Source organism: Microvirga sp. P5_D2, from assembly GCF_054049475.1.
This window is the reverse complement of record NZ_JBFUMH010000003.1, coordinates 65975-91205: the sequence shown is the minus strand read 5'-3', so window position 1 is coordinate 91205 and position 25231 is coordinate 65975. Positions and strand designations below refer to the sequence as shown.

The 25231-nt window shown below is 63.3% G+C and carries 23 protein-coding genes; 11 read left to right on the top strand and 12 right to left on the bottom strand.

What is annotated here, in order from left to right:
- Nucleotides 1-49 precede the first annotated feature (49 nt).
- On the bottom strand, nt 50-1966 hold the full coding sequence (gene dnaK, locus ACXJKO_RS02160) for a molecular chaperone DnaK (protein ID WP_457089432.1): 1917 nt from the start codon (nt 1964-1966) through the stop codon (nt 50-52).
- A gap of 758 nt (nt 1967-2724) precedes the next feature.
- Here dnaK and ACXJKO_RS02155 point away from each other — a divergent pair.
- The gene (locus tag ACXJKO_RS02155; protein ID WP_457089431.1) at nt 2725-2955 is read left to right on the top strand and encodes a hypothetical protein; all 231 of its coding nucleotides are present in this window, start codon (nt 2725-2727) and stop codon (nt 2953-2955) included.
- Nucleotides 2956-3046: 91 nt separating this feature from the next.
- Complete coding sequence (locus ACXJKO_RS02150) at nt 3047-3664, top strand: hypothetical protein (RefSeq protein WP_457089430.1); 618 nt, start codon at nt 3047-3049, stop codon at nt 3662-3664.
- 29 nt (nt 3665-3693) lie between these two features.
- On the opposite strand, the gene ACXJKO_RS02145 is transcribed toward ACXJKO_RS02150, so the two are convergent.
- Both ACXJKO_RS02145 and ACXJKO_RS02140 read right to left on the bottom strand, forming a co-directional pair.
- On the bottom strand, nt 3694-4602 hold the full coding sequence (locus ACXJKO_RS02145; protein ID WP_457089429.1) for a methylated-DNA--[protein]-cysteine S-methyltransferase: 909 nt from the start codon (nt 4600-4602) through the stop codon (nt 3694-3696).
- A gap of 74 nt (nt 4603-4676) precedes the next feature.
- On the bottom strand, nt 4677-5093 hold the full coding sequence (locus ACXJKO_RS02140) for a MerR family transcriptional regulator (protein WP_457089428.1): 417 nt from the start codon (nt 5091-5093) through the stop codon (nt 4677-4679).
- A gap of 80 nt (nt 5094-5173) precedes the next feature.
- Here ACXJKO_RS02140 and ACXJKO_RS02135 point away from each other — a divergent pair, with 80 nt between their 5' ends.
- Nucleotides 5174-5908, top strand: coding sequence for a cation transporter (locus ACXJKO_RS02135; RefSeq protein WP_457089427.1), 735 nt, complete (start codon nt 5174-5176; stop codon nt 5906-5908).
- Here ACXJKO_RS02135 and ACXJKO_RS02130 read toward each other — a convergent pair.
- Nucleotides 5902-6396, bottom strand: coding sequence for a DUF2244 domain-containing protein (locus ACXJKO_RS02130; protein WP_457089426.1), 495 nt, complete (start codon nt 6394-6396; stop codon nt 5902-5904). The genes ACXJKO_RS02135 and ACXJKO_RS02130 overlap by 7 nt on opposite strands.
- A gap of 35 nt (nt 6397-6431) precedes the next feature.
- Between ACXJKO_RS02130 and nth the strand changes: the two genes are divergently transcribed.
- Nucleotides 6432-7166: an endonuclease III gene (gene nth / locus ACXJKO_RS02125; protein ID WP_457089425.1), complete on the top strand. Its 735-nt coding sequence runs from the start codon at nt 6432-6434 to the stop codon at nt 7164-7166.
- 2 nt (nt 7167-7168) lie between these two features.
- Here nth and ACXJKO_RS02120 read toward each other — a convergent pair whose 3' ends face one another.
- Together ACXJKO_RS02120 and ACXJKO_RS02115 are read right to left on the bottom strand one after the other, a co-directional pair.
- On the bottom strand, nt 7169-7414 hold the full coding sequence (locus ACXJKO_RS02120; RefSeq protein WP_457089424.1) for a hypothetical protein: 246 nt from the start codon (nt 7412-7414) through the stop codon (nt 7169-7171).
- Between the two features lie 3 nt (nt 7415-7417).
- Nucleotides 7418-8215, bottom strand: coding sequence for an undecaprenyl-diphosphate phosphatase (locus ACXJKO_RS02115; protein ID WP_457089423.1), 798 nt, complete (start codon nt 8213-8215; stop codon nt 7418-7420).
- A 178-nt stretch (nt 8216-8393) separates the two neighbouring features.
- Here ACXJKO_RS02115 and ACXJKO_RS02110 point away from each other — a divergent pair, with 178 nt between their 5' ends.
- Nucleotides 8394-9086, top strand: coding sequence for a glutathione S-transferase family protein (locus ACXJKO_RS02110; protein WP_457089422.1), 693 nt, complete (start codon nt 8394-8396; stop codon nt 9084-9086).
- The gene (queG, locus tag ACXJKO_RS02105; RefSeq protein WP_457089503.1) at nt 9083-10234 is read left to right on the top strand and encodes a tRNA epoxyqueuosine(34) reductase QueG; all 1152 of its coding nucleotides are present in this window, start codon (nt 9083-9085) and stop codon (nt 10232-10234) included. Before ACXJKO_RS02110 ends, queG begins: the two co-directional genes overlap by 4 nt.
- Here queG and olsB read toward each other — a convergent pair.
- Both olsB and ACXJKO_RS02095 read right to left on the bottom strand, forming a co-directional pair.
- Nucleotides 10222-11157, bottom strand: a complete 936-nt coding sequence (olsB, locus tag ACXJKO_RS02100) for a l-ornithine N(alpha)-acyltransferase (RefSeq protein WP_457089421.1) — start codon at nt 11155-11157, stop codon at nt 10222-10224. The two genes, queG and olsB, sit on opposite strands and share 13 nt — an antisense overlap.
- A 155-nt stretch (nt 11158-11312) precedes the next feature.
- Nucleotides 11313-12848: a YifB family Mg chelatase-like AAA ATPase gene (locus tag ACXJKO_RS02095; protein WP_457089420.1), complete on the bottom strand. Its 1536-nt coding sequence runs from the start codon at nt 12846-12848 to the stop codon at nt 11313-11315.
- 289 nt (nt 12849-13137) lie between these two features.
- Here ACXJKO_RS02095 and ACXJKO_RS02090 point away from each other — a divergent pair, with 289 nt between their 5' ends.
- Nucleotides 13138-14253 (top strand): PAS domain-containing protein, encoded by a 1116-nt coding sequence (locus ACXJKO_RS02090; RefSeq protein WP_457089419.1) that lies wholly within the window; start codon nt 13138-13140, stop codon nt 14251-14253.
- Nucleotides 14246-14695, top strand: coding sequence for a response regulator (locus ACXJKO_RS02085; RefSeq protein ID WP_457089418.1), 450 nt, complete (start codon nt 14246-14248; stop codon nt 14693-14695). Before ACXJKO_RS02090 ends, ACXJKO_RS02085 begins: the two co-directional genes overlap by 8 nt.
- 6 nt (nt 14696-14701) lie before the next feature.
- On the opposite strand, the gene mutS is transcribed toward ACXJKO_RS02085, so the two are convergent.
- Nucleotides 14702-17428, bottom strand: coding sequence for a DNA mismatch repair protein MutS (gene mutS, locus ACXJKO_RS02080; RefSeq protein WP_457089417.1), 2727 nt, complete (start codon nt 17426-17428; stop codon nt 14702-14704).
- 161 nt (nt 17429-17589) lie between these two features.
- On the opposite strand from mutS, the gene ACXJKO_RS02075 reads away from it, so the two are divergent.
- The 3 genes from ACXJKO_RS02075 (at nt 17590) to hrpB (ending at nt 23168) form a co-directional block, all read left to right on the top strand.
- The gene (locus ACXJKO_RS02075) at nt 17590-19881 is read left to right on the top strand and encodes an NADP-dependent malic enzyme (protein WP_457089416.1); all 2292 of its coding nucleotides are present in this window, start codon (nt 17590-17592) and stop codon (nt 19879-19881) included.
- A 161-nt stretch (nt 19882-20042) separates the two neighbouring features.
- Nucleotides 20043-20663, top strand: a complete 621-nt coding sequence (locus ACXJKO_RS02070) for an HAD family hydrolase (protein WP_457089415.1) — start codon at nt 20043-20045, stop codon at nt 20661-20663.
- Nucleotides 20664-20705: 42 nt separating this feature from the next.
- Complete coding sequence (gene hrpB, locus ACXJKO_RS02065) at nt 20706-23168, top strand: ATP-dependent helicase HrpB (protein ID WP_457089414.1); 2463 nt, start codon at nt 20706-20708, stop codon at nt 23166-23168.
- A gap of 168 nt (nt 23169-23336) precedes the next feature.
- On the opposite strand, the gene ACXJKO_RS02060 is transcribed toward hrpB, so the two are convergent.
- The 3 genes from ACXJKO_RS02060 to cmk form a co-directional block, all read right to left on the bottom strand.
- Nucleotides 23337-23714, bottom strand: a complete 378-nt coding sequence (locus ACXJKO_RS02060; RefSeq protein ID WP_457089413.1) for a methylglyoxal synthase — start codon at nt 23712-23714, stop codon at nt 23337-23339.
- A gap of 9 nt (nt 23715-23723) precedes the next feature.
- Entirely contained in the window at nt 23724-24527 is an 804-nt protein-coding gene (locus ACXJKO_RS02055) for a DUF1194 domain-containing protein (protein WP_457089412.1), read from the bottom strand.
- A 74-nt stretch (nt 24528-24601) separates the two neighbouring features.
- Entirely contained in the window at nt 24602-25225 is a 624-nt protein-coding gene (cmk, locus tag ACXJKO_RS02050) for a (d)CMP kinase (RefSeq protein WP_457089411.1), read from the bottom strand.
- Nucleotides 25226-25231: the final 6 nt, after the last annotated feature.

The window sequence follows — 25231 nt, the reverse complement described above, 5'->3', positions numbered from 1 at the left end:
CCGGCAGTCAAATGCCGGGTGCCGAATTTCTTAAAAGGCGCTCATACCTTTAAGCGCGCTTCTTCTTGTCGTCTTCGTCGACTTCCTGGAAGTCGGCGTCGATCACGTCGTCCTTCGGAGCGCTCTCGCCCTCGGGCTGCTCGCCGCCTTCGCCAGCGGCAGCTTGCGCCGCGTACATGGCCTCGCCCAGCTTCATGGAAGCCTGCATCAGGTCCGTCGTGCGGGCCTTGATGACCTCGGCGTCCTCGCCGGCCAGAGCCTGCCGGAGCGCGTCGATAGCGGTCTGGATGCCCTGCTTGTCGGACTCGGAGACCTTGTCGCCGTACTCGGTGAGAGACTTCTCGGTGGCGTGAACGAGGCTTTCGCCCTGGTTCTTCGCCTCGACCGTCTCACGGCGCTTCTTGTCTTCGTCGGCGTGCGCCTCGGCGTCCTTCACCATCTTCTCGATGTCGGCATCCGACAAGCCGCCGGAAGCCTGGATGCGGATCTGGTGCTCCTTGGCCGTGGCCTTGTCCTTCGCCGTAACGTTCACGATGCCGTTCGCGTCGATGTCGAAGGTCACTTCGATCTGCGGCACGCCGCGCGGTGCGGGCGGAATGCCGACAAGGTCGAACTGGCCGAGCAGCTTGTTGTCCGCCGCCATTTCACGCTCGCCCTGGAAGACGCGGATGGTCACCGCGTTCTGGTTGTCTTCCGCGGTCGAGAAGACCTGGCTCTTCTTCGTCGGGATCGTGGTGTTGCGCTCGATCAGGCGGGTGAACACGCCGCCGAGCGTCTCGATGCCGAGGGAGAGCGGGGTCACGTCGAGAAGCAGAACGTCCTTCACGTCGCCCTGGAGCACGCCCGCCTGGATCGCGGCGCCGATGGCCACGACCTCATCCGGGTTCACGCCCTTGTGGGGCTCCTTGCCGAAGAACTGCTTCACCACTTCCTGGATCTTCGGCATGCGGGTCATGCCGCCGACCAGGACCACCTCGTCGATATCGCCAGGGTTGATGCCGGCATCCTTGAGGGCCTTGCGGCAGGGCTCGATGGTCTTCTGCACGAGATCGTCCACGAGCTGCTCGAACTTGGCGCGCGAGAGCTTGAGGGCGAGGTGCTTCGGACCGGAGGCATCCGCCGTGATGTAGGGCAGGTTGATCTCGGTCTGGGAGGCCGAGGACAGCTCGATCTTGGCCTTTTCGGCCGCTTCTTTCAGGCGCTGAAGGGCAAGCTTGTCCTTCGTCAGGTCGATGCCCTGTTCCTTCTTGAACTCGGCCGCGAGGTATTCGACGAGACGCATGTCGAAGTCTTCACCGCCGAGGAAGGTGTCGCCGTTGGTGGACTTCACCTCGAACACGCCGTCGCCGATCTCGAGAACGGACACGTCGAAGGTGCCGCCGCCCAGATCGTAGACCGCGATCATGCCGGTCTGCTTCTTGTCCAGGCCGTAGGCCAGGGCAGCAGCGGTCGGCTCGTTGATGATGCGCAGCACCTCGAGGCCGGCGATCTTGCCGGCGTCCTTGGTGGCCTGACGCTGGGCATCGTTGAAGTAGGCCGGAACCGTGATGACGGCCTGCGTCACCGGCTGGCCGAGATAGGCCTCCGCGGTTTCCTTCATCTTCTGCAAGGTGAAGGCGGAGATCTGCGACGGCGAATATTGCTTGCCGTCGGCCTCGACCCAAGCGTCGCCGTTCGGGCCCTTGATGATGTGATACGGAACGAGGCCCATGTCCTTCTTGGTCATGGGGTCGTCGAAGGTGCGCCCGATCAGGCGCTTGATGGCGAAGAACGTACGCGACGGGTTCGTGACCGCCTGGCGCTTGGCCGGCTGGCCGACGAGGCGCTCGCCGTCGTCCGTGAAGGCCACGATGGACGGAGTCGTCCGGGTGCCTTCCGAGTTCTCGATGACTTTAGGCGTCGAGCCTTCCATGACAGCGACGCAGGAGTTGGTGGTGCCGAGGTCGATACCAATAACTTTACCCATGGCGGGATCCCTCACTTTCAAGCAGACCGCCGAGCCCCGAAGCGGCCCGGCCCATGGCTTACATGTTGATGACATTACAGGCCCGACCCTATCGGGGCGTACCCTGCTGGCGCTGATATAAGAAGGGCTTTTGAGCGCCGCAAGACGATCCTGAGCTCTTGTTGGCCGCATTTCATCGGGATCGGGCGCTGTTGCAAGGCTGCAATAGGGCGGAGCGGAGGAAATTACCCTCTTGATTCAAGTTTCTCGCGACTACCTTCCCTAACGTGCGTAATTGCACCGATATATCGGTATAAATCGCGTAATAGCACACACTTATCATGTTACAGTATTGGGAGGTCGATATGGAGTATGTTATTGTCATCGTGTTGTTGGTTTTATTATCAGGCGTCACGATTATCGACGTAATGCGGTTCTCTGAATCTTATGCGATGAATTGGTTTTGGCCATCAGTGGCGGCAATTTTGCTTATATCTTTAGCCATAGAACTTTTGGTGAAGTAGTCTATACTCTCTAAGGTTGCTTCAATTGTTATTCAGGCGCTGAGATCCTAGCCTGATTGGCGCGTTAAACCCGATCCACGGATGAACTCGTGAGTTGACGCCCAACATCCGCATTCTTTGCGGAATAATCCAAAAAGCTTTGCAGTTGTGTCTTTGGCATAACGGATCTGCGCCGAGGTGCGGTATCGCACCGGCTCAATTATTGATATAAGATAACGTGTCTTTTGATGAATCGCTCAAGCCAGGGAGAACGCTATGGATGAGATCATCGTGGCGGCTTTGATCGCCCTGCTGGCGGGTTTCGCGCTCTTCGATGTTATCCGGTTCGTGCAATCTTTCGAACGGGTGGCAATCTGGAAATTCCTGTTGGGGATTGGGCTGCCCTGTGCCGTTGTCGCCTATCTCGTGATCGGCTTTGACCTCCTGGACGGAACCCTGAATGCGGCGCCTTTCATGCGAGACGCCGCCGCGATGGTGAGGCCCTAAGCGGGGCTCGCCATCCCCTCGATCCAAATCGCCTGCTTTTGGTGAGTCCCGAGGGGGCTGGAAATCCTGCTGCCCAGCAGGAGGAGATGTAATGAAAATCTTGATCTTCCTTGCTGCCCTCTTGGTGGCTTCGGCCTTGCAGGCTGCGCCTTATGAAGGAGACTGGCTTCGGCCTTATGAGGGGAAGTGGGGACCTGAGAACTTCTTTTGCGATGTGTCGTCAGGCGATGAAAGCTTCATGTCCCTGCAGGAGCGGTCGTTATCAGACGGTCAGGATGTCCTTCATTGTGATTTCAACCGTATTCAGCGAACCGGCTCGAAGTTTGCGATCGACATGACCTGTGATTTCGAGGGAGCCGATCATTACAAGGATCGGATGGTTTTCGAGATGCTGGGACCGGATCGGATGTCCGTTTGGAAGAAAAGCCTGGGGAAGCGCCCAGTCCAAACGCTCGTTCGCTGCCCCGTTCCTGATGGGGAGCAGATCCCTCGAATGCTAAATCTGTGGGAAAAGGCAGATGCGGCCTGCCGCGCTACGGCTGATGAAGAAGCCTGCGAACAATCGCAATTTCTTCACCTATGGCTTAGCGGAACGGCCGGAAACGCCGTATGCTTCGGGAAAGAAGGCGAGGCGGAAGCTCAGAGACGCTGGCACAAGTGTACGCCGCAATCCATCCGGCCAGACTCTCGACGACCAGCTCGAGAGTGAGCCATAGCCTGCAGAAACAGCGTTAGTCCTCAAGCCTCGCTTCCAGCCAGACCCCGTCCCGCATCCCACCCCAGGATCGCCTGCTTACGGGTGAGGCCCCAATGATAGCCGGTGAGGGCTCCCGAGCGGCCGAGCACGCGGTGGCAGGGGACCACGAAGGAGACGGGGTTCTTGCCCACCGCCGCCCCCACCGCCCGGCAGGCGGCGGGGTTGCCGATATGGCGGGCGATGTCCGAATAGGTGGTGGCCTTGTCGCGGGGGATGCGCAGCAGGGTCTGCCAGACCCGCACCTCGAAATCCGTGCCGATCAATACCACCCGCAGAGGCTGCTCCGCCTGCCACTGGGAAGGGTTGAAGATGCGCTTCGCCACAGGCGCCACGGCGGCATTATCTTCCACATACTGCGCCTTGGGCCAGCGCCGGGTCATGTCGGCGAGTGCGGCCTCCCGGTCGCTATCATCCACGAAGCCGAGCCCAGCCAATCCCCTCTCCGTCACGATGAGGATCGCCTCGCCGAAGGGGGAGGGGTGGAAGCCGTAACGCATGGTCAGGCCTGAGCCGCCCGCCTTGTAATCGCCCGGCGTCATAGCCTCGTGGGTGACAAACAGATCGTGCAGCCGCGCGGGCCCCGAGAGCCCGACCTCGTAGGTGGCGTCAAGCACGCTCGCCGAATCGGTCAGCAGCGCCTTGGCGTTGTCGAGGGTGAGGGCCTGGAGGAAGGCCTTGGGCGACAGGCCTGCCCAGCGCCTGAAGAGATGATGCACATGGGTGGTAGACAGCCCCACATGGTCGGCAATGGCCTCCAGCGAGGGCTGCTCGCGCCAACGCTCCGAAATATAGGCGATGATCCGACGCACGCGTTCATAATCCGCATGCGGCTCATCGGGCAGCGTGATCGCGCCGGGTTCGATGGTGATGTTGCGTAATGTATCGAGCATGGTCGTATACCTCTGTTGCCTCATCCTACCGGGGTGAGGACAGAGCGACACCCGATTTCTGTGCTGTGCCGCCGTCAGTGATGCTCGTGCCCGCATTGGCCGTGATCCGCCAAAACCTGGATGACCCGGCATTCGCCGACCCGGCCATGGCTGCACTCGTCCACCATCCGCTCCAGCTCTGTGCGCAGGGCCGTCAGCTGCGCGATGCGCCGCTCGACCTCGACCATGTGCCTGCGGGCGATATGGTCGGCCTCGGCGCAAGATTGATCGGGCTTTTCGTTCAGCGCCAGCAATTCCCGAATGGCCTCGACCTCGAAACCGAGCTCGCGGGCATGGCGGATGAAATTGAGCCGCGACACCTCCGACACGCCGTAGCGCCGCTGCTTGCCTTCCGTCCGCGGGGCTAAGGGCATCAGGCCGACCTGCTCGTAATAGCGGATGGTCGGCACCTTCACGGCGGTGCGGCGGGACAATTCTCCGATCGACATCATTTTTCGCTTGAACCTCTAGTCGCTAGAGATTGTAGGCTCGTCGCAGGATCAAGAAAAGAGCAAGATAAGAGGACGTCGCGATGGCTCATGAATGCTGCTCCAACCACGCTCATGCAGAGGCCCACGCGCATTCTCATCCCGCAGAGGCGCATAAGCATGAGGCGGAGGGTGCTTGCGGCTGTCACGGCGGCGTGCCGGTCTTCGACGGTGTGGACCCGCGCTACAAGCGCATCCTGTGGACCGTGATCGCGCTCAATGCGGCGATGTTTGTGACGGAAATGGTGGCCGGACACATGGCCCGGTCGCAGGCCCTGCAGGCGGATGCCCTCGATTTCCTCGGCGATACGGTCACCTACGGCCTGAGTCTCGCGGTGATCGGCGCGAGCCTGCGCATCCGCGCCACGGCGGCTTTGTTCAAGGGGCTTTCCTTGAGCCTGATGGCCCTGTGGGTCTTCGGTTCGACACTCTATCAGACGTTTGTTCTCGGCCTTCCCCGAGCCGAGCTGATGGGCGGAATCGGCCTGCTGGCGCTTGCCGCCAACCTCGCCTCGGTCCTGCTGCTGATGCGCTACAAGGACGGCGACGCCAATGTGCGCTCCGTCTGGCTCTGCTCCCGCAACGATGCCATCGGCAATGTGGTAGTGATGATCGCGGCGCTGGGCGTCTGGGGCACCGCCACCGCATGGCCGGACCTCGCCGTGGCCGCCCTGATGGCTGGGCTCTTCTTGTCGTCGTCGGTGCAGATTTTACGGCAGGCGTGGCTGGAATATCGTGACAGCGATGAGCGGACAGCCAATCTGCATCCTGCTCAATAACCTCGCTTCACATCCGACAGCGCCCGGCTGATCGCCTCCGCCAGCGTCTCCCGCTCCGGCGGGGACAGGTCGCGGGCGATGACGACGCGTTCGTTGCGGGAGGCGAGCTCCAGTTTCTGGAGGCCGAACTCGTCGTCGGTCTCCCGGTCGAGGCGGGTCCAGAGCGGGTTGAACTGCCACTCGTGGGTTTCGCCGCGCTCGCTGACCTTTTTGAACAGCAGGCGTATAGGTGTCAGCTCGATAAGCTCGAAGGCCTGGCCCTGGCGGTAGCTCACGCGGAAGGCGATGTAGAGGCCGAGAAAATCGAGTCCGAAGAAGCCGGCCACCGGCCAGAAGCCCATGACGATGAAGGGCAGGCTCGCGACGACAGAGACAGCGCAGACCAGCATCATGAGAATGCGGAAGCCCTGCGGGCTCAATGAGCGGTGGGGGCGGATGACGGCCGAGAACACCGGCTGCTCGAACCGGCCCGTTTCGCCAATTGTCACCTTGCTGACTGCCATGGTCCAGATATAACGCAGAAATGTCCGATCTGAAGCCGTCCTCCCGTCGCAGTTCCAAGCCCAAAGCCATTCCCGCGAAGGCTACCGCGAAAGCGCTCAAGGCCCGTGCGCCGAAACTTCTCGACCGCGCCACGATGCTCGAGGTTTTCCAGCGGCTTCATGCGGCCAATCCTGAACCGAAGGGTGAGCTGAACTACACCAATCCCTATACGCTTCTGGTCGCAGTTGCTCTCTCGGCCCAATCCACCGACGTTGGGGTCAACAAGGCGACGAAGGATCTCTTCCCCATCGCCGACACGCCGCAGAGGATGTTGGCTTTAGGGGAGGACGGGCTGCGCCAGCACGTAAAGACCCTGAATTTCTTCAACACCAAGGCGAAGAACGTCATCGCGGCGGCAAAAAGGCTCGTCGATGAGTTTGGCGGCGAGGTGCCCAATTCCGTCGAGATCCTGGAGACGTTGCCGGGGGTCGGGCGCAAGACCGCGAGCGTCGTCGTCAACATCGCCTTCGGCGATCCGCGCGTCGCCGTCGATACGCATATCTTCCGCGTCGCCAACCGTCTGCCGCTGGTGCGCACCAAGACGCCGTTGGAAACGCAGGTGGCGCTGGAGGCGCTGATCCCGGACGAGTTCCGGCTCCACGCCCATCACTGGCTCATTCTACACGGCCGCTACATCTGCAAAGCACGTCGGCCCGAATGCTGGCGCTGCCCGGTCAACGACCTCTGCCGCTTCCCGGACAAGACGATTCCCTGATTTCAAGGCTTCAAACAGCGCGGCTCCTTGCGGACGCAGGCAATCCCCGGCATCGAGCAGGCCAGCCCTTCCGGCCGGCGGGYGCAGACGATGCAGCCGTCCGTCCATTCGGAGCAGGTGGGCTGGCCGGCGCGGGTGGAACCCTTGGAGGCGGGCGTAACCACGCCAACGAAGACGGCGAAGGCTACGACCAGAAGGGCGATCACGCCGGCAATCGAAAGAGCGAGGGCTTCATCGCGCTGGAACATCGATCACCCGAAGGCGATGAGGCCGGCAAGGCCCGCCGCGCCGACGATGATCCGCCACCAGGCGAAGGGCGTGAAGCCGTGGCGGGAGACGTAGTCGAGCAGGGTCTTCACCACCACGAGCGCCGCGATGAAGGCGGTGATGAAGCCCGCCACGATGATGGTCACGTCGTTCGCCGAGAGGAACTTGTAGTTCTTGAGGAGATCGTAGGCGAAGGCGCCGGCCATGGTGGGCATGGCGAGGAAGAACGAGAATTCCGCCGCCGCGCGCTTGGAGGCGCCCATCAGCATGGCGCCCACGATGGTGGCACCTGAGCGCGACACGCCAGGGACCATGGCGAGGCACTGCAGGAAGCCGATCTTGAGATACATGGGCAGGGGGAAGCGGGTCGCATCCTCCTGGGTCACCGTCAGCGGCATCCGGTCCACCATCAGAAGCACGAAGCCGCCGGCGATCAGGGTCATGCAGACGATCCAAGGGTCGAAGAGCACTTCCTTGATGAAGCCGTGCAGCACCGCGCCGATGAGGGCTGCGGGCAGGAAGGCGATCACCACGCCGATCACGAAGCGCCGGGGGTCCGGATCGTGGGGCAGGGCTTTGGCGATGGTCCAGAGTTTGTTGAAATAGACCGACAGAATCGCCAGGATCGCGCCGAGCTGGATTAGCACCTCGAAGGTCTTGCCCGTGGATTCGAAGCCGAGGAAATGCCCTATCAGCAGCAAATGGCCCGTTGAGGAGACGGGCAGGAACTCGGTCAGTCCCTCGATGAGGCCGAGAAAGAGCGCCTCGATGATGTTCGCCATCGTTGAAAATCCTAAAATCGGCGCCAGATGCAGGGGCGCTCACGGACATGTCAAGAAAGCTCTGCGTCGGCAAAGCCATCCGCATGCGTCTGGAGCATGAGATTCACCAAAATTCCTTACCGCTCCTTAACGAAGCACGGCCTTATTCTCGCCGCCTGTTTCGCGTCTGACATAATTCATGGCCACCCTGCATTCCTATCCCTTTTGCCCGCATTCGCGGTTTGCTCGCCTGACCCTGGCGGAGCTGGGCCTTGAGGCGGACCTCGTCGAGGAAAAGCCGTGGGATCGGCGGATTCCATTCCTGGAACTCAACCCGGCGGGCAATTTGCCGCTGCTGGTGGAGGATGACGGGCTGGCCGTCGCCGGGGCGCGGGGGATCGCCGATTATCTGGACGATACGCGGGGCGAAACGCTTCGAGATCGCAGGCTCCTGCCTCAGGAAACCAGGCAAAGGGTCGAGGTGCGCCGCCTGCTAGATTGGTTTTCGTACAAGTTTCACGAGGAAGTGTCGGGTTATCTGGCGACGGAGAAAATCTACAAGCGCTTCATGCCCGCCGATCTTGGCGGCGGCCCGCCGGACATGAGCGCGATTCGCGCCGCGCGCACCAATGTGCGATATCACCTGAAATATATCGGTTTTCTGATTTCCAAGCGGAATTGGCTGGCCGGCGACCAGATGACCTATGCGGATCTGGCGGCGGCTGCCCATCTCTCGGTGGTGGATTATCTCGGCGACGTGCCATGGGACGAGGACGAAACAGCGAAGCATTGGTACGCCCGGGTGAAATCCCGGCCGTCCTTTCGCGCGCTCCTGGCCGACCGGGTTCCGGGGATGGCGCCGGTGGACCATTACGACAATCTGGACTTCTGAGCGGCCAGAAGCTCAAGGACGCCTTCGTCGAGCGGGCGAAGCAGATCGGCTTCGACGCCGTGCGCATCGCCGCACCCGATTCCATTCCGCTCGCGCCCGAGCGCCTGAAGACCTGGATTGACGCGGGCCATCACGCCTCCATGGACTGGATGGCCGAAACGGCGGAGCGCCGCGCCGATCCGCGCGCGCTCTGGCCCGAGGTGCGCAGCATCATCCTGCTMGGCCTCAATTACGGCCCCAAGGATGATCCGCTCGCCGCTCTCGCGATGAAGGATCGCGGCTCGATCTCGGTCTATGCCCGCAACCGCGACTATCACGATGTGATCAAGGGCAAGCTCAAGGAGATCGCGGGCTTCCTCGCGTCGAAAGCCTCATCGGACGTAAAGGTGTTCGTCGATACGGCGCCCGTGATGGAAAAGCCCCTCGCGGAAGCGGCAGGGCTCGGCTTCCAGGGCAAGCATACTGTCATCGTCTCGCGCGAGTTCGGCAACTGGCTGTTTCTCGGCGCCATCTTCACCACGGCGGAACTGCCGGTGGACGAGCCGGAGAGCAACCATTGCGGCTCCTGCCGCCGCTGCCTCGATGTGTGCCCGACCAATGCCTTTCCCGCGCCGTACCAGATCGATGCGCGGCGCTGCATTTCGTATCTCACCATCGAGCACAAGGAGCACATCCCGGAGGATCTGCGCGAAGGGATCGGCAATCGCATCTTCGGCTGCGACGATTGCCTTGCCGTCTGTCCGTGGAACAAGTTCGCGCAAGCGGGCCGTGAAGCGCGTCTCATGCAGCGTGACGATCTCGCCGCCTTGCCGCTCGCGGAGCTTGCGCGTCTCGACGATCCCACATTCCGCGAGCGCTTCGCCGGAACGCCGATCAAGCGCACGGGGCGTGACCGCTTCATCCGCAACGTGCTCATCGCTATCGGCAATTCGGGAGATGCGGGATTGTCCGAGGAGGCCGTGCGCCTGCTCGATGATCCATCGCCGCTCGTGCGCGCCATGGCGGTCTGGGCCATCGGGCGATTGCTCCCGCACGATGCGATCATGGCTCACGCGCAAACGCGCCAGCCACACGAAGTCGATCAGGATGTTCGCGCGGAATGGAGCCGCGCCCTGTCCGGCTCGGCGAGCAAAACCTACGCCGCGTGACGATTGGCAGTGGGGCCGAAATGATCGATGTAGCGCGGGTTGATCGCTGAGACCGGTAGAATCACCAGCACATCCGTGGTGCCGAATTGCCTGTCGATCACCGCGCCCGTGCCGAAGGTCGCGCCGAGGCGCAGATAGCCTTTGATCAGCGGCGGCAGGGCGTGCAAGGCGGCCTTGGGATCGACAGCATTCTTGGGCAGAAGATCCATACGCGTGAAGCGCTCCGGCAAGGCGCTGGCCTGCCACGTCTCCGGTGCCGCCGCATAATGATGCAGGAAGCTGAGAGGCAGCGCGAGGTCCTGCGGGTTCGTGCCCTCAAGGCTCGCGCATCCGAGCATCACGTCGATCTTGTAATGCAGCACATAGGTCCAGATGCCGTGCCACAGCAACTCGACCGTGCGCTTGTTACGATAGGGCTCCAGAACGCAGGAGCGGCCGAGTTCGAGGAAGCGCGATCCCGCATGAGCCTTCAGCAACGGCGCGATGTCGTATTCGCCGCGCGTGTAGAATCCTTCGTGCTGTTCCGCCACGTCCTGGCGAAGAAGCCGGTAGGTGCCGACGACCTTGGGTTTCTTCGTGCCGAGGGCATTTGGTTTCGCATCGTGATCGAGCACGAGAAGATGGTCGCAGATGTAATCGTAATCGTCGACATCGCGACGGGAGAGCAGGGCTGTCCGGGTGGGCACCGCCGACATCTCTTCGTAGAAGACTTTGTAGCGAAGCTGCTGCGCCTTCCTGATCTCTTTGGCTGTCGTGGCGAGACGCACTTCCAGCGATCCGATGCGGCCCAGCACCGGGTCGAGATTTCCGTAATTGCGGACGAGGCGTCCGGTACCGGGAAGCAGCTTGCCGAGTCCGCTCGCCAAAACGGAGCGTTCCGGGGTGAGAGAGGTCGCGGGTTCGTTCAGGCCAGAGGTGCTCATCGCAATCTCGCAGGTGGCGTCTCTTCGGGTCCGCCGGTGTTTTCGCTTTCCGGCTAACCTTGGCATAGCCGTGGTATCACACCGTTTTGTGACAACGTATATCGCGGACGTCGGATCATATCACAAGGCTCGAATGGATTATCCGGCTAAAATTCTCAAGCGGCCGATCTGCGGTCGCTGTGGGCGCGGTAAGAGAGAGCCTCCGCGACGTGAATGCGCCGGACACGCTCCTCGCCATCGAGATCCGCGAGAGTCCGCCCGACCTTCAGGACGCGATGGAAGCCGCGCGCCGACAGGCGCATGGCGTTGGCGGCATCGCGAATCAGCGACAGGCCGTCCGCATCCGGCTGGGCAATCTCTTCCAAAAGTGCGGGCGGGCAGGCGGCATTCGTGGTGATGCCTGCGAGATTGAGCGCGGCATAGCGCTGTTCCTGCCGCTTGCGCGCGGCGGCAACACGGGCTGCCACCTGGGCCGAGCCCTCCTCCGGCGGCGGCAGGATCAGATCGGCCGCCGTCACGGCGGGCACCTCGATCGCCAAGTCGATGCGGTCGAGCAGAGGTCCCGAGAGGCGGGCCTGGTATTGCGCGATGCAGCGCTCATTCGGCTGGCGGCGGCACACATAGCCGGGCTCTGTCGCCTGTCCGCAACGGCAGGGGTTCATGGCCGCCACCAGCTGGAACCGGGCCGGATAGGTAACGCGGTGATTGGCGCGGGCGATCAGGATTTCGCCCGCCTCAAGGGGCTGCCTGAGCGAGTCGAGAACCTGCGGCTGGAACTCCGGCAACTCGTCGAGGAAAAGCACGCCATGATGGGCAAGCGAGGCTTCGCCAGGCCTCGCATTGAGACCGCCGCCGACGAGTGCAGCCATGGACGCCGAGTGGTGCGGCGCGCGGAACGGACGCCTGTTCGAGAGCGCGCCATCCGCCAGGAGGCCCGCCACCGACTGGATCATAGAGACCTCCAGCAATTCGCGGGGCGAGAGCGGCGGCAGGATGGAAGGCAGGCGTTGGGCCAGCATGGACTTGCCGGCGCCGGGGGGACCGTTCATTACGAGATTATGGCCGCCGGCCGCCGCGATCTCGAGGGTGCGCTTGGCGCTTTCCTGCCCCTTGATGTCGCGCAAATCCGGCAGGGCGCCGGGAGTGGGCATGATCGCGGGCTCGGGCCGGCTCAGGACCTGCGTGCCCTTGAAGTGATTGGCGAGCTGAATCAGCGAGCGCGGAGCCAGGATCTCGATATCCTGGCTCGCCCAGGCAGCCTCCGAGCCGCAGGCCTCCGGGCAGATCAGCCCGTTCTGGCGGTCATAGGCCGCCATTGCCGCTGGCAACACGCCCGCCACAGAGGTGATGGAGCCGTCGAGCGCCAGTTCGCCCAGCACCGTGAAGCCGTTCAGCGCGTCGCCGGGAATCGCCCCAATGGCCGCCATGACGCCGAGCGCGATGGGGAGGTTGTAGTGGCTGCCCTCTTTCGGCAAATCGGCGGGGGCCAGATTGACGGTGATCCGCTTGGAGGGAAGGGCGAGGCCCGAGGCGATCAGGGCCGAGCGCACCCGCTCGCGGGATTCCGCCACCGCCTTGTCGGGAAGTCCGACGATCATAAATGCGACCGCGCCGGCGGAAATCTGAACTTGGACGTCGACCACGCGCGCCTCGATCCCCTCGAAGGCAACAGTAGACACGCGCATGACCATCGGAATCGTTCCTCCCCAAGAGGGCGCGACTTTAACCTGCTCTTGTAGAACGTGATAGTGTTTCTGTTGCTCCAAGGAGGTGCAGCGATTTCATAAGGGCAATAAACGGAACACTCGTGCCACGTTGACGTTGGACCCACTATTGGCTGGTCGTGCTTCGAAGCTCGAAAAGGGTATTGGGCCGATCACCGAGGGGAAGCGAGCATGGCGCGGGACAATTCCATATCGAGATGTCGCAGGCCAGAGGCTCCATGATCCTGAAAAGTTGTGTGTTGAGATTGTGATACCGGTGCCCCATCAGGCCTTTGATTCAAGCCAAGACCGGCAGAGAGATGCCGGCTCCGATGCGTTCTTCAAAACAGCGCTCCAAACGGCTCCCACGGCCATCCTGATGATCGACCCGCATCAGGACGAACTCCCCATTGTCTTCGCCAATGATGCCTTCCACAGCCTAACGGGCTATGCGCCCGATGAGACGCTCGGGCGCAGCTGCCGGTTCCTGCAGGGGCCGGAGACCAATCAGGAGGCCGCATCGGCCGTGCTGGAAGCCCTGCATGACGGACGCTGCATCAAGGCGGAGCTCCTGTGCTACCGCAAGAACGGGCAGCCCTTCTGGAACGCCATGACGGCAGGCCCCGTCCGCGACGGCAATGGCGATCTGCGCTGCTTCATCTGCTTCCAGAACGACATCAGCGCGAAAATTCAGGAAGATCGAGATCTCACCGATGCGAAGGAGGCCCTGGAGAAACTCGTCGAGGAGCGCACCCACGATCTGAGGATCGCTCTCGATGAGAAAACCACTTTGCTCCATGAGGTCGAGCACCGGGTCAAGAACAGCCTCCAGATGATCGCTTCGCTCGTGCTGCTGAAAGGCCGCCGCAGCCGCGATCCCGGCACGCGTCAGATCCTTCAGGACATGGCCGAGCGGGTGAGCGCGCTCTCCCATGCTCACCGCCTTCTCTATGCCTCGGAGGATGTCAGCAGCTTCAACCTGGCCGACTTCGCCCAGGAGCTGGCCGAGGAGCACGTAGCAGCATTGCCCCAAGGGCAGGTCGCGCTCCACCTCGATCTGGCTTCTGTGAACCTACCGGCCGCGAAGGCAGCGCCACTGGCGCTTCTGCTCAACGAACTGATCGGGAATGCCATCAAGCACGCCTTTCCCGGCGGGCGCGGCGGGCGATTGACAATTCAGGTCGAGCGCGTTGAAACAAAACTGCAAATCGTCGTCGCGGATGACGGCATCGGGCTTCGCCAAACTTCTGCGCCCGAGGGAAGCTTCGGAAAAACCTTGATCGAAATGTTGGCCCGGCAACTGAAAGGACAGTTGACTTGGCGCGATATGGATCCAGGTACACGGGCTGCAATCCTCATGCCCGTGGATGCGGAGGAGACTTCGATTGAGTAAGGGTAGGCCTTTGCGCATCCTGATTGTGGAAGATGAGTTTCTGATCGCCCTGGAGCTGGAAAGCCTGTTGCAGGATTCAGGGCACGACGTTGTCGGCATCGCCGCCTCGTCCACTGAAGCCGTCGCCCTCGCCAAGGAATTCTCGCCCGAACTCGCATTCGTGGATGTGCATCTCTCCGATGGCCTGACCGGCATCGACGCGGCGCGGGCGCTGTCCGAACAGCAGGTCACCGTCCTGTTCATGACCGCCAATGCCAAGCGCATCCCGGAGGATTTCGCCGGAGCGCGCGGCGTGATCGCCAAGCCCTATACGGAGCGCGGCGTGAAGGAGGCTCTGGCCTATGTCACGGCAGGCCAGGAGCATGAGGGCAAGGATCCACATCGGATGACCTTCATCCCTTTCGGCGAAAAGAACCGTGAGGACAGCTCCTCGCTGTCCTGATCGCCCTTATCTCTGCGCCTTCAGCCGGTAGAGCGCATCGAGCGCTTCCCGAGGCGTCATCTGGTCTGGGTCCAGGCCGTCGAGCGCTTCGCGTAAATGATCCTGCTTCGGTGCGGGCGCAGGCTCGGAGCGAACAGGTGCCGCAAAGAGCGGAAGATCGTCCACCAAAGCGCGCCTTGGGCGCTCCCGATCCGACTTCTCCAGCTCGCCCAGAATCGTCTTCGCCCTGTCGACCACCGCCGAGGGCAGGCCGGCGAGGCGCGCCACCTGGAGGCCATAGGAGCGGTCGGCGGCGCCGGGTACGACCTCGTGCAGGAACACTACCTCGCCGTGCCACTCCGTCACTTTGAGCGTCGCGTTCGATATGCGCGCCAGCCGTTCGGACAATGCGGTCAGTTCGTGGAAATGGGTGGCGAACAAAGCGCGGCAGCAATTGGCTTCGTGAAGATGCTCGATGGCCGCCCAGGCGATGGACAAACCGTCGAAGGTGGACGTGCCGCGCCCGATCTCATCGAGGATGACGAGGGAGCGCGATGTGGCTTGGTTCAGGATTGCCGCCGTCTCAACCATCTCGACCATGAAGGTCGAGCGGCCGCGCGCGAGATCGTCGGCGGCGCCCACGCGGGAGAACAGCCTGTCGACCACGCCGATATGCGCCTCCTTCGCCGGCACGAAGGAGCCCATCTGCGCGAGCACGACGATGAGCGCGTTCTGGCGCAGATATGTCGACTTGCCACCCATGTTCGGGCCGGTGATCAGGAGAATGCAGCCCGCATCCTTGCCCGAGAGATCGGAATCGTTGGCGATGAAAGCCGTGCCTTCGCGCTTGAGGGCGGCTTCGACAACGGGATGGCGTCCGCCCTTGATGCTGAAGGCAAGGCTGATGTCGATAATGGGCCGCGTCCAGTCGAGACGCATGGCGAGATCGGCAAGGGCGGCGGTCACATCGATCACGGCGATGGATTCCGCAGCTGACGCCACTTCGCCTGACAGGTCGAGAAGCTCTTGTGCCATCTCGTCGAACAGTCCGAGTTCGATCTTCAAGGCGCGATCGGAGGCCGAGGCGATCTTCGACTCAAGTTCGCCCAGCTCCTGCGTGGAAAAGCGCATGGCGCCCGCCATGGTCTGACGGTGGATGAAGGTGTCCTTCCACGGCTCCTTCAAAAGATCCTCGCCCACATTCTGCGGCACCTCCACGAAGTAGCCGATCATGTGGTTGTGCTTTACCCTTAAGGTCCGGCAGCCGGTGTCGTTCGCGTAGCGCGATTGAAGGGCTGCGATGAAGCGGCGGGAATCCTGCTGCAATTCGCGCAGCTCATCGAGATTGGCGTCGTACCCGCTACGGATGAACCCACCATCGCGCTTGAGCAGCGGAATCTCGTCTGCAAGTGCTGCGGCAAGTTTGTCGGCCACGTCCGTGCGCAGGGATTGCAACCGGGCCGCCGCCTCCGCCAGTTCCTTCGGCAGATTGGGCGCGATGGCCAACTCAAGGCCAAGCTCGCGTGCGGCGAACAAGCCGTCCCGCACGCAGGCCAGATCACGCGGTCCGCCCCGCCCGAGGCTCAGGCGCGAGAGCGCACGCGCCAGATCGGGAGAGCGCTTGAGAATGCGGCGTAGGCGGTCGCGCAGATCGCCATTGTCCACAAGCGCCTCGACCGCATCCTGACGCTCGTGGATCTGGCCGGGATGGGTGAGGGGGCCCGCCAACCGCTCGGCAAGGCAGCGCGCGCCGCCCGGCGTCACCGTGCAGTCGATGGTGGCGAGCAGGCTGCCCGCGCGCTCGCCGGATAGGGTGCGCGTGAGTTCGAGATTCGCGCGTGTCGCCGCATCGATGGCAAGCGCCGCGCCGGCGCTGTCGCGTGCCGGCGGGTTGAGCACCGGGCGGCTGTCGATCTGCGTCTTCTCGATGTAGAAAAGCACGCTGCCCGCCGCCGTGATTTCGGCGGCACCGAATGAACCGAAAGCATCCAGCGTTGCGACGCCGAAATGCTCCTTCAGCCGCCGCTCGGCGGAAGCGGGATCGAGCCCTTCGCGGGAGAGCGGCGTGATCGAAGCCCGCGTGTCGCGCCAGAAAGCGGCAAGCTCCGGATCGTCATGGATCACGTCGGGAATGAGGATCTCGCGCGGCTCGAAACGGGCGATCTCGGCGGGAAGCCCAAGCGCATCCGTCTCGCTCAAAACGAATTGCCCTGTGGAAATATCGACGGCGGCCAGGCCGTAACACCATTTCGTGTCTGAAACCCGCCTGCGGGAAATGGCGAGCAGGAAATTGGCCCGGCCGGGTTCGAGCAGCCGCTCCTCGGTGATCGTGCCCGGCGTGACGAGGCGCACCACGTCGCGGCGCACGACGGATTTCGAGCCGCGCTTCTTGGCCTCCGCCGGGTCCTCGGTCTGCTCGCACACCGCCACCCGGTGCCCTAAGCCGATCAGGCGCTGGAGATAGTCATCCGCCCGGTCCACGGGCACGCCGCACATGGGAATGTCCTGCCCCTGGTGCTTGCCGCGCTTGGTGAGAACGATGCCGAGCGACCGGCTCGCGATCTCCGCATCCTCGAAGAACAGCTCGTAGAAATCCCCCATCCGGTAGAACAGAAGGCTGTCCGGGTTGGCGGCTTTGATCTCGACGTACTGCGCCATCATGGGCGTGACCTTGCTGTCCTGGGCGGGCTTCTCGCCGGCAGGGCCGTTTGGGTCGATGTTTTCAGGGGGCTGGTAACGGGCTTGGGATGACATTGCACTTGTGTAGCAAAGCCGGAACGGCCTTTCACCCGTGTGATAGGCTACAAGAGTAGGGTGTGCACAAGTCTTGAGGCGTGCAATCCTTGGCCTTAAGGTCGCAGGCCAAAGTCGAAGCCCCTTTGGCAGCACCGATTTCTCGAGATCCGCAGCACCCCATGACCGACGAAAAGCCCTCCGCCCCCCGCAAGCGCCCCACCTTCACCGACCAGGAGGCGCTGCTGTTCCACTCCCAGGGGAGGCCCGGCAAGCTGGAGGTCGTTCCGACGAAGCCCATGGCGACCCAGCGGGATCTCTCGCTGGCCTATTCGCCCGGCGTCGCCGTGCCGGTGCTCGCCATTGCCGAGAACCCCTCGCTCGCCTTCGACTACACCACCCGCTCCAACATGGTGGCAGTGATTTCGAACGGCACCGCCATCCTCGGCCTCGGTAATCTCGGCGCGCTCGCCTCCAAGCCGGTGATGGAGGGCAAGTCGGTTCTCTTCAAGCGCTTCGCGGACGTGGATTCCATCGACCTCGAGGTCGATACGGAGGACGCGGATAACTTCATCAACTGCGTGCGCTATCTCGGGCCCTCCTTCGGCGGCATCAATCTCGAGGATATCAAGGCGCCCGAATGCTTCATTATTGAGGAGCGCCTGCGGGAACTCATGGACATTCCGGTGTTCCATGACGACCAGCACGGCACAGCGATCATCGCTGCGGCGGGCCTCATCAATGCCCTGCACCTGACCGACCGCGACATGGCGAAGACCAAGCTCGTGGTAAACGGCGCGGGCGCTGCCGGCATCGCCTGCACTGAGCTGCTCAAGGCCATGGGCTTTGCGCCCAACAACGTGATCCTTTGCGACACGAAGGGCGTGATCTACCAGGGCCGCACCGAGGGCATGAACCAGTGGAAATCCGCCCATGCCGCGAACACCAATGCGCGCACGCTGGCCGATGCCCTGAAGGGCGCGGATGCGGTGTTCGGCCTTTCCGCCAAGGGCGCGTTCTCGGACGAGATGATCCGCTCCATGGCGCCCAATCCCATCATCTTTGCGATGGCCAATCCCGATCCGGAAATCACGCCCGAGGAAGTGGCGCGCATCCGTGACGACGTGATCATCGCGACGGGCCGCTCGGATTATCCGAACCAGGTCAACAACGTTCTCGGCTTCCCTTATATCTTCCGCGGCGCGCTCGATGTGCAGGCGACCACGATCAACATGGAAATGAAGATCGCGGCGGCGCAGGCGCTCGCCGACCTCGCGCGTGAGGACGTGCCGGATGAGGTGGTCGCCGCCTATCAGGGCGCGCGTCCGCGCTTCGGGCGTGACTACATCATTCCCGTGCCGTTCGATCCGCGCCTGATCCATACCATCCCGATCGCAGTGGCGCAGGCTGCGATCGAGACTGGCGTGGCGCGCCGCCCCATCGTCGATACGAAAGCCTACAAGGCGCAGCTCTCCGCCCGCCGCGATCCCGTCGCGGGTACGCTCAACGGCATCTTCGAGCGCGTGCGCAAGATGCCCAAGCGCGTGGTGTTCGCCGAGGGCGAGGAGGAGCGGGTCATCCGCGCCGCCCTATCCTTCGTGAACCAGGGCCTCGGCCGCGCAATCCTCGTGGGCCGCGAAGAACGCATTTTCGAAACAGCGGCTCTGGCCGGCATCGATCTCGAAGGTCGCGAGGGCATCGAGATCCACAATGCGCGTCTGTCGCGCCGCAACAGCACCTATGCGCAGTTCCTCTACGAGCGCCTGCAGCGCAAAGGTTATCTGTTCCGTGACTGCCAGCGCCTGATCAACCAGGACCGCAACCATTTCGCCGCCTCGATGGTGGCGCTGGGTGACGCGGATGCCATGGTGACGGGTGCAACCCGCAACTATTCGACCGCGCTTGCCGATGTGCGCCACGTGATCGACGAGAAGCCCGGCCATCGCGTGATCGGTGTGTCCCTGTGCCTTGCGCGCGGCCACACGGTTCTCGTCGCGGATACGGCGATTCACGAGATGCCGAGCGCGCAGGAGCTTTCCGAAATCGCGATTGAAGCCGCTGGCGTCGCACGCCGTCTCGGTTATGAGCCGCGTGTCGCGCTTCTGTCCTTCTCCACCTTCGGCCATCCGCGTGCGGAGCGTGCGGAGAAGATCCAGGAAGCGGTGAAAATCCTCGACGGCATGCGCCTCGATTTCGAGTATGACGGCGAAATGGCCGCCGATGTGGCGCTCGACCGCGAGCTGATGGCGCAGTACCCGTTCAGCCGCCTCACGGGGCCTGCCAACGTGCTCGTGATGCCCGCCTTCCACTCCGCGTCCATCTCCACGAAGATGCTGCAGCAGCTGGGTGGCGCGATGGTCATGGGGCCGCTGGTCGTGGGCCTCGACAAGCCGGTGCAGATCGTGTCGCTCGGCGCGACCGACAACGACATCGTCAACATGGCGGCCCTCGCGGCTTACAATATCGGCGGCTGATCCGTTTGCGGTTCTCCTAACGGAAGAAGTGGCTCACGTCGCAAGGCTGTGATGTGAGCTGCCGGTCTCATCCGCTTTTCCCGTATGCTCAAGCTTCATGCGGGGTTCAGGATCGGGGATATCCATTCGCTCAAGACGAATCGATAAAGCCAGGGGCAAACATGAGCGATCGGAAACCTAAGACAGTCGTCTTCGACATCGGCAACGTCCTTCTGCGCTGGGACCCGCGCAATCTCTATCGAAGCGTCTTCGACGATCATGGGGAGATGGAGTGGTTCCTCTCCAATGTCTGCACGCCGGATTGGAACCTGGAGCAGGATCGCGGGCGCGATTGGGACGAGGCCGTTGCGCTTCTCGTGAAGGATCACCCCAAGCACGAGCCTGCCATCCGCGCCTTCCACGACCGCTGGCCGGAAACCGTGTCCGGCGTGTTCGAGCAGAATGTGGCGCTGCTCCAGCGCTTGCGGGATGCCGGTGTGCCAAACTACTGCATCACAAATTTCTCAGGCCCCAAATTCGTCCTGGCGCAGCAGCGCTTCCCCTTCCTCGCAGGCTTCGACGGCGTGATCGTCTCGGGCGACGAGCGGCTTTTGAAGCCCGATGCCGCCATCTATCACCTGCTGCTCGACCGCTATCGCCTTGAGGCTGCCGACTGCGTCTTCATCGACGATTCGAAGCCGAATATCGAAGCCGCGCGCAAGGTGGGCATGGAAGCGATCCACTACCCCAACGAGGACATCGACCTCGCCGTCGAGCTTCGCCGCTACGGCTTCCCGGTGTAAGGCCCGACTTGCCCTCCGGCCCGGCATGGGCCATCACGCGGAATGCGCGCTTTCGAGACTTCCCTCCCTATTGATACCGTGCTCGCCGATCTCACGGCGAGTCTGCGCGCGCGCGCCAATGCGGTGCTCGTGGCGCCGCCCGGTGCGGGCAAGACGACGCGGGTGCCGCTCGTGCTCATCGACGAGCCCTGGGTGAACGGCGGCAAGATCATCGTGCTCGAACCGCGCCGTCTGGCCGCCCGCGCGGCGGCGGACCGCATGGCCTGGACGCTTGGCGAGAGCGTGGGGGAAACGGTGGGCCTTCGCGTGCGCCTCGGCTCCAAGGTCAGCCGCAAGACGCGCATCGAGGTGGTGACGGAGGGCGTGTTCGCCCGCATGATTCTTGACGATCCCTCGCTCGAAGGCGTTGCCGCCGTTCTCTTCGATGAATTTCACGAGCGCTCCCTCGATGCCGATCTCGGCCTTGCCCTCGCGGTCGACGCCCAAGGCGGGTTGCGCGAGGATTTGCGTCTGCTGGTTATGTCCGCGACCCTCGATGGTGCGCGGGTCGCGAAGCTTCTAAGCGATGCGCCTGTGATCGAATCCGAAGGCCGCGCCTATCCGGTGGAGACGCGTTATCTCGGGCGTGATCCCAACCGGCGCATCGAGGAGCAGGTGACGGATGCCGTCACCCGTGCGCTTCGGGCCGAGAGCGGTTCCATCCTCGTGTTCCTGCCGGGGCAGGGCGAGATCCGCCGCGTCGAGACATTTTTGCGCGAGCGCATCGCCGATCCCACTGTGGATCTCGCGCCGCTCTATGGCGCCCTCGACCGGGTCGAGCAGGATCTTGCCGTCAGTCCTGCGAAGCCGGGGCGGCGCAAGGTGGTGCTGGCCACCTCCATCGCCGAAACTTCGCTGACCATCGAGGGCGTGCGCGTCGTTATCGATTCGGGTCTTGCTCGCGTGCCGGTCTACGAGCCGAATATCGGCCTGACGCGCCTTGAAACCGTGCGCGTCTCCCGCGCCGCTGCCGATCAGCGGCGGGGCCGCGCGGGGCGAACGGAGCCGGGCGTCAGCTATCGGCTGTGGGAAGAGGCCGCGACCGGAGCGCTGGAGCCTTTCGCCCGCCCGGAAATCCTCGCGGCCGACCTCGCGCCGCTTCTTCTCGATTGCGCCGCCTGGGGCGTCACGGACCCGACAACGCTCGCCTTCCTCGATCCGCCTCCGGCTCCCGCGTTGAAAGAGGCGAGAGCCCTCCTTCAGCAACTCGCTGCTCTCGACGGTGAGGGGCGAATCACTTCCACGGGACGTCGCCTCCGCGACCTGCCCCTGCCGCCGCGCCTCGCGCGAATGGTCCTAGTCGCCGGAGAAAGCGGTCAGGCGCGCGATGCGGCGGATGTGGCGGCGGTGCTCGTGGAGCGCGGACTCGGCGGCGACATGGCGGACATCGCCGACCGGGTCGAGCGCTTTCGGCGCGACCGCTCCCGCCGCGCGGAGGACATGCGCCGCATGGCCGAGAACTGGGCGAAGGGGCACGCCGGTGCAAAAGGCGAGGAGCGCTCCATCGGTGCGTTGTTGACGCTTGCCTATCCCGACCGCCTCGCGAAAGCGCGCGGCAAGCCGGGCGAATATCTCATGGCCAATGGACGGGGCGCGTCGCTGGAGGCGCACGAACGTCTCGCGAAGGAGCCCTATCTTGCCATCGCGGAGGTTTCGGGCGGTGCAGCAGCCGCACGCATTCTCGCGGCGGCTCCCATTTCGATGGAAGAGATTGAGGCCCATTTCGCGGATGATATTCAACAGAGTGACGAGGTCGCTTTCGACCGGCAGGCCCGGGCTTTACGCGCTCGCGGCGTGCGGCGGCTCGGCGCACTCGTGTTCAACGAGCGTCCGCTCAAAGTGCCCGCAACGGAAGAGGCTGCGCGCGCGCTCGCGGAAGGTCTCGTGTCGCTGGGGCTCGATGCGCTCCCCTTGTCGAAGGCATTGGCGCAATGGCGCGAGCGTGTGCAGTTCCTGCGCAAGGCCGAGGGCGATGAATGGCCCGATTTGTCCGATGAGGCGTTGTCGGAAACGGCAACGGAGTGGCTCGCGCCGCACCTTGTGGGCAAGAGCGGTCTCAACGACATCGGCCCCGATCTGCTGAGCGAGGCCTTGCGCAGCCTGCTCCCCTGGAACCTCCAGCGCCGTCTCGATGCTGAGGCGCCGACCCATGTGGAGGTGCCGACAGGCTCGCAGATCCCCATCGATTACGGCAGCGCAGAGGGGCCTGTTCTTGCCGTGCGCGTGCAGGAACTGTTCGGGCTCGACAAGCACCCCACCATCGCGGCGGGCCGCGTGCCGCTGATCCTGCATCTGCTTTCGCCGGCGCAGCGCCCCATCCAGATCACCCGCGACCTGCCGGGATTCTGGCGCGGCTCATGGGCGGCCGTGCGCGCCGACATGCGAGGGCAATATCCCAAGCATCCCTGGCCGGAAGACCCGCTCACCGCGCCGCCGACAAGACGTGCGAAGCCACGTGGGACCTAAGATATTTCGCTTCACAGTACCCCCCCCTCTCCGTCATGGCCGGGCTTGTCCCGGCCATCCCGATTGGAAGAGTACAATGCTTGAAAGCATCGGGATCACCGGCACAAGGCCGGTGATGACGAGTGGAAGATACTTGCGCGGCACCTCAGTGTAGCTGTGATTGAGCTTTTAATCTCGAAACGACTCGATCAGCCGTCCTGCCGTCGCGCGGTTGAGGGCCATGGGGATGTCGTAGACCAGGGCCAGGCGCATCAGGGCCTTCACGTCCACGTCGTGCGGGTGTGGTGACAGGGGATCGACGAAGAAGAAGAGGGCGTCGATCCTGCCTTCCGCGATCATCGCGCCGATCTGCTGGTCGCCGCCGAGCGGGCCGCTTTTCAGCCGCGTGACGACAAGGGAAGGGCATCGCTCCATGATGCGTCCGCCGGTGGTGCCGGTGGCGAAGAGGGTGAAGGGGCGAATGTCGTCTTCGTACATGGCGACGAAATCGGCCATGTCGTCCTTCTTGGCGTCGTGGGCCACGAGCGCCAACGTCATCTGCGTCATGAATCAGGCTCAGTTGCTCCAGCGGTCACGCCATTGCATCTCACCGGCAAGGCAATTGGTGCGGGGCGCGATCTGGATGCGGTTGATGAGGGATTGTCCGGGCGTGAGACTGGCGATCTCGAGCAGGATCTTGGTCTTGATGGCCGCGATGAACTGGTCACGATCTCTCACCGGAACCGTGAAGGCGCCTTGCCCGCCGATCACGCAATCCTTGTAATAGACATCGAGCTCCGGGATGTCGAGATAGCCGGGCTTGCGCAGCATGATCGGCAGGCCGTTGATCGTGATGTCCTTGGCAAGGGCTGCATCCCGCGCTTCCACCACGTTGCGGCCCTGGTTGTTGGGCCCGTCGCCGGATACGTCGATCACCTGCCGCGTGGCCTCAAGGCCGCTCTCTTCCAGAAGTTTCACGCTGAAATCGATAGCGCTGGAGATCGAGGTGCGCTGCGCCCGTCGTAAGGGGGTAGAGGAGATCTTGTCCGCGAAGGCCATTAGGCCCTCGGGATTGTCGAGCACGGTCCAGGGCACGATCACCTTCTGGTCGGGCGATCCGGCCCATTCCATGTAGGTGACGGCGATTCTGCCCAACATGCCGCTGCGGATGGCTTCATGGACCTGAGGAGACCGGAAGGCCTGGGCGAAGCCCTCGCGCTGGAGCGCCTGCTCGTCGGTGTCCATGGAGAAGGAGATGTCGACGGCGATCACGAGGGCAAGGTCGACCTCGGTTTGAGCCCGCGCCTGTTGCGGCAGGACCAGGAAAGTCCACAGCAAGGCTAGTCCTGCGGCCAGATGGGTAGGCACTGAGCGAACCATCGTAATCTCCTTGCGGGAGGCGGACGTTCGGTCAGTGTGCCAGCTTCTCAACCTGACGCAAGGTCAAGTTGCAACTAAGTCCTCTTCGCCAACACCAGATCGAGTGCAGCCTGGAAGGCTTCGTCGGCATCGAGGTGAGTCGTATCGAGCGTAATGGCATCTGCGGCGGGCTTCAGGGGCGCCGTGGAGCGGTTCATGTCGCGCTCGTCTCTGCGGCGGATGTCCTTGAGAATAATCTCATATTCCGTCGTCTCACCCCGCTTCACCAGTTCGAGGTGGCGGCGGCGCGCCCGCTCCTCGGGGGCGGCCGTGATGAACAGCTTCACATCCGCGTGAGGGCAGACCACGGTCCCGATATCCCGGCCGTCGAGCACGGCCCCTGGGGGCTGTTCGGCGAACTGGCGCTGGAAGGCGAGCAGGGCATCGCGCACGGGCTGGTAGCCGGAAATCACGGAAGCGGCCTCGCCCATTTCGGCCCCGCGCAGGCGGGGATCGTCGAGATGGGTCACATCGAGATTGAGGGCGACGTCGTGGGCCGCAGCCTCGTCCGTCAGGGCGACGTCCCGGTCCAGCAGAACGCGGGCCACCGCCCGGTAGAGCAGGCCGGTATCGAGATGCGCGAAGCCGAAATGCTCCGAGAGGCGCTTGCCCAGGGTTCCCTTGCCCGATGCGGCAGGGCCGTCAATCGCGATGATCATGAAGGC

What these genes read in the sequence shown, in the direction of transcription:
- mutS (WP_457089417.1), bottom strand. Translation starts at nt 17,428, where the DNA reads ATGTCATCCCAAGCCCGTTACCAGCCCCCTGAAAACATCGACCCAAAC.
- ACXJKO_RS02150 (WP_457089430.1), top strand. Translation starts at nt 3,047, where the DNA reads ATGAAAATCTTGATCTTCCTTGCTGCCCTCTTGGTGGCTTCGGCCTTG.
- ACXJKO_RS02095 (WP_457089420.1), bottom strand. Translation starts at nt 12,848, where the DNA reads ATGGTCATGCGCGTGTCTACTGTTGCCTTCGAGGGGATCGAGGCGCGC.
- ACXJKO_RS02140 (WP_457089428.1), bottom strand. Translation starts at nt 5,093, where the DNA reads ATGATGTCGATCGGAGAATTGTCCCGCCGCACCGCCGTGAAGGTGCCG.
- ACXJKO_RS02060 (WP_457089413.1), bottom strand. Translation starts at nt 23,714, where the DNA reads ATGACGCAGATGACGTTGGCGCTCGTGGCCCACGACGCCAAGAAGGAC.
- ACXJKO_RS02075 (WP_457089416.1), top strand. Translation starts at nt 17,590, where the DNA reads ATGACCGACGAAAAGCCCTCCGCCCCCCGCAAGCGCCCCACCTTCACC.
- ACXJKO_RS02155 (WP_457089431.1), top strand. Translation starts at nt 2,725, where the DNA reads ATGGATGAGATCATCGTGGCGGCTTTGATCGCCCTGCTGGCGGGTTTC.
- ACXJKO_RS02110 (WP_457089422.1), top strand. Translation starts at nt 8,394, where the DNA reads ATGGCCACCCTGCATTCCTATCCCTTTTGCCCGCATTCGCGGTTTGCT.
- ACXJKO_RS02115 (WP_457089423.1), bottom strand. Translation starts at nt 8,215, where the DNA reads ATGGCGAACATCATCGAGGCGCTCTTTCTCGGCCTCATCGAGGGACTG.
- dnaK (WP_457089432.1), bottom strand. Translation starts at nt 1,966, where the DNA reads ATGGGTAAAGTTATTGGTATCGACCTCGGCACCACCAACTCCTGCGTC.
- cmk (WP_457089411.1), bottom strand. Translation starts at nt 25,225, where the DNA reads ATGATCATCGCGATTGACGGCCCTGCCGCATCGGGCAAGGGAACCCTG.
- ACXJKO_RS02135 (WP_457089427.1), top strand. Translation starts at nt 5,174, where the DNA reads ATGGCTCATGAATGCTGCTCCAACCACGCTCATGCAGAGGCCCACGCG.
- ACXJKO_RS02145 (WP_457089429.1), bottom strand. Translation starts at nt 4,602, where the DNA reads ATGCTCGATACATTACGCAACATCACCATCGAACCCGGCGCGATCACG.
- ACXJKO_RS02055 (WP_457089412.1), bottom strand. Translation starts at nt 24,527, where the DNA reads ATGGTTCGCTCAGTGCCTACCCATCTGGCCGCAGGACTAGCCTTGCTG.
- nth (WP_457089425.1), top strand. Translation starts at nt 6,432, where the DNA reads ATGTCCGATCTGAAGCCGTCCTCCCGTCGCAGTTCCAAGCCCAAAGCC.
- olsB (WP_457089421.1), bottom strand. Translation starts at nt 11,157, where the DNA reads ATGAGCACCTCTGGCCTGAACGAACCCGCGACCTCTCTCACCCCGGAA.
- hrpB (WP_457089414.1), top strand. Translation starts at nt 20,706, where the DNA reads ATGCGCGCTTTCGAGACTTCCCTCCCTATTGATACCGTGCTCGCCGAT.
- ACXJKO_RS02070 (WP_457089415.1), top strand. Translation starts at nt 20,043, where the DNA reads ATGAGCGATCGGAAACCTAAGACAGTCGTCTTCGACATCGGCAACGTC.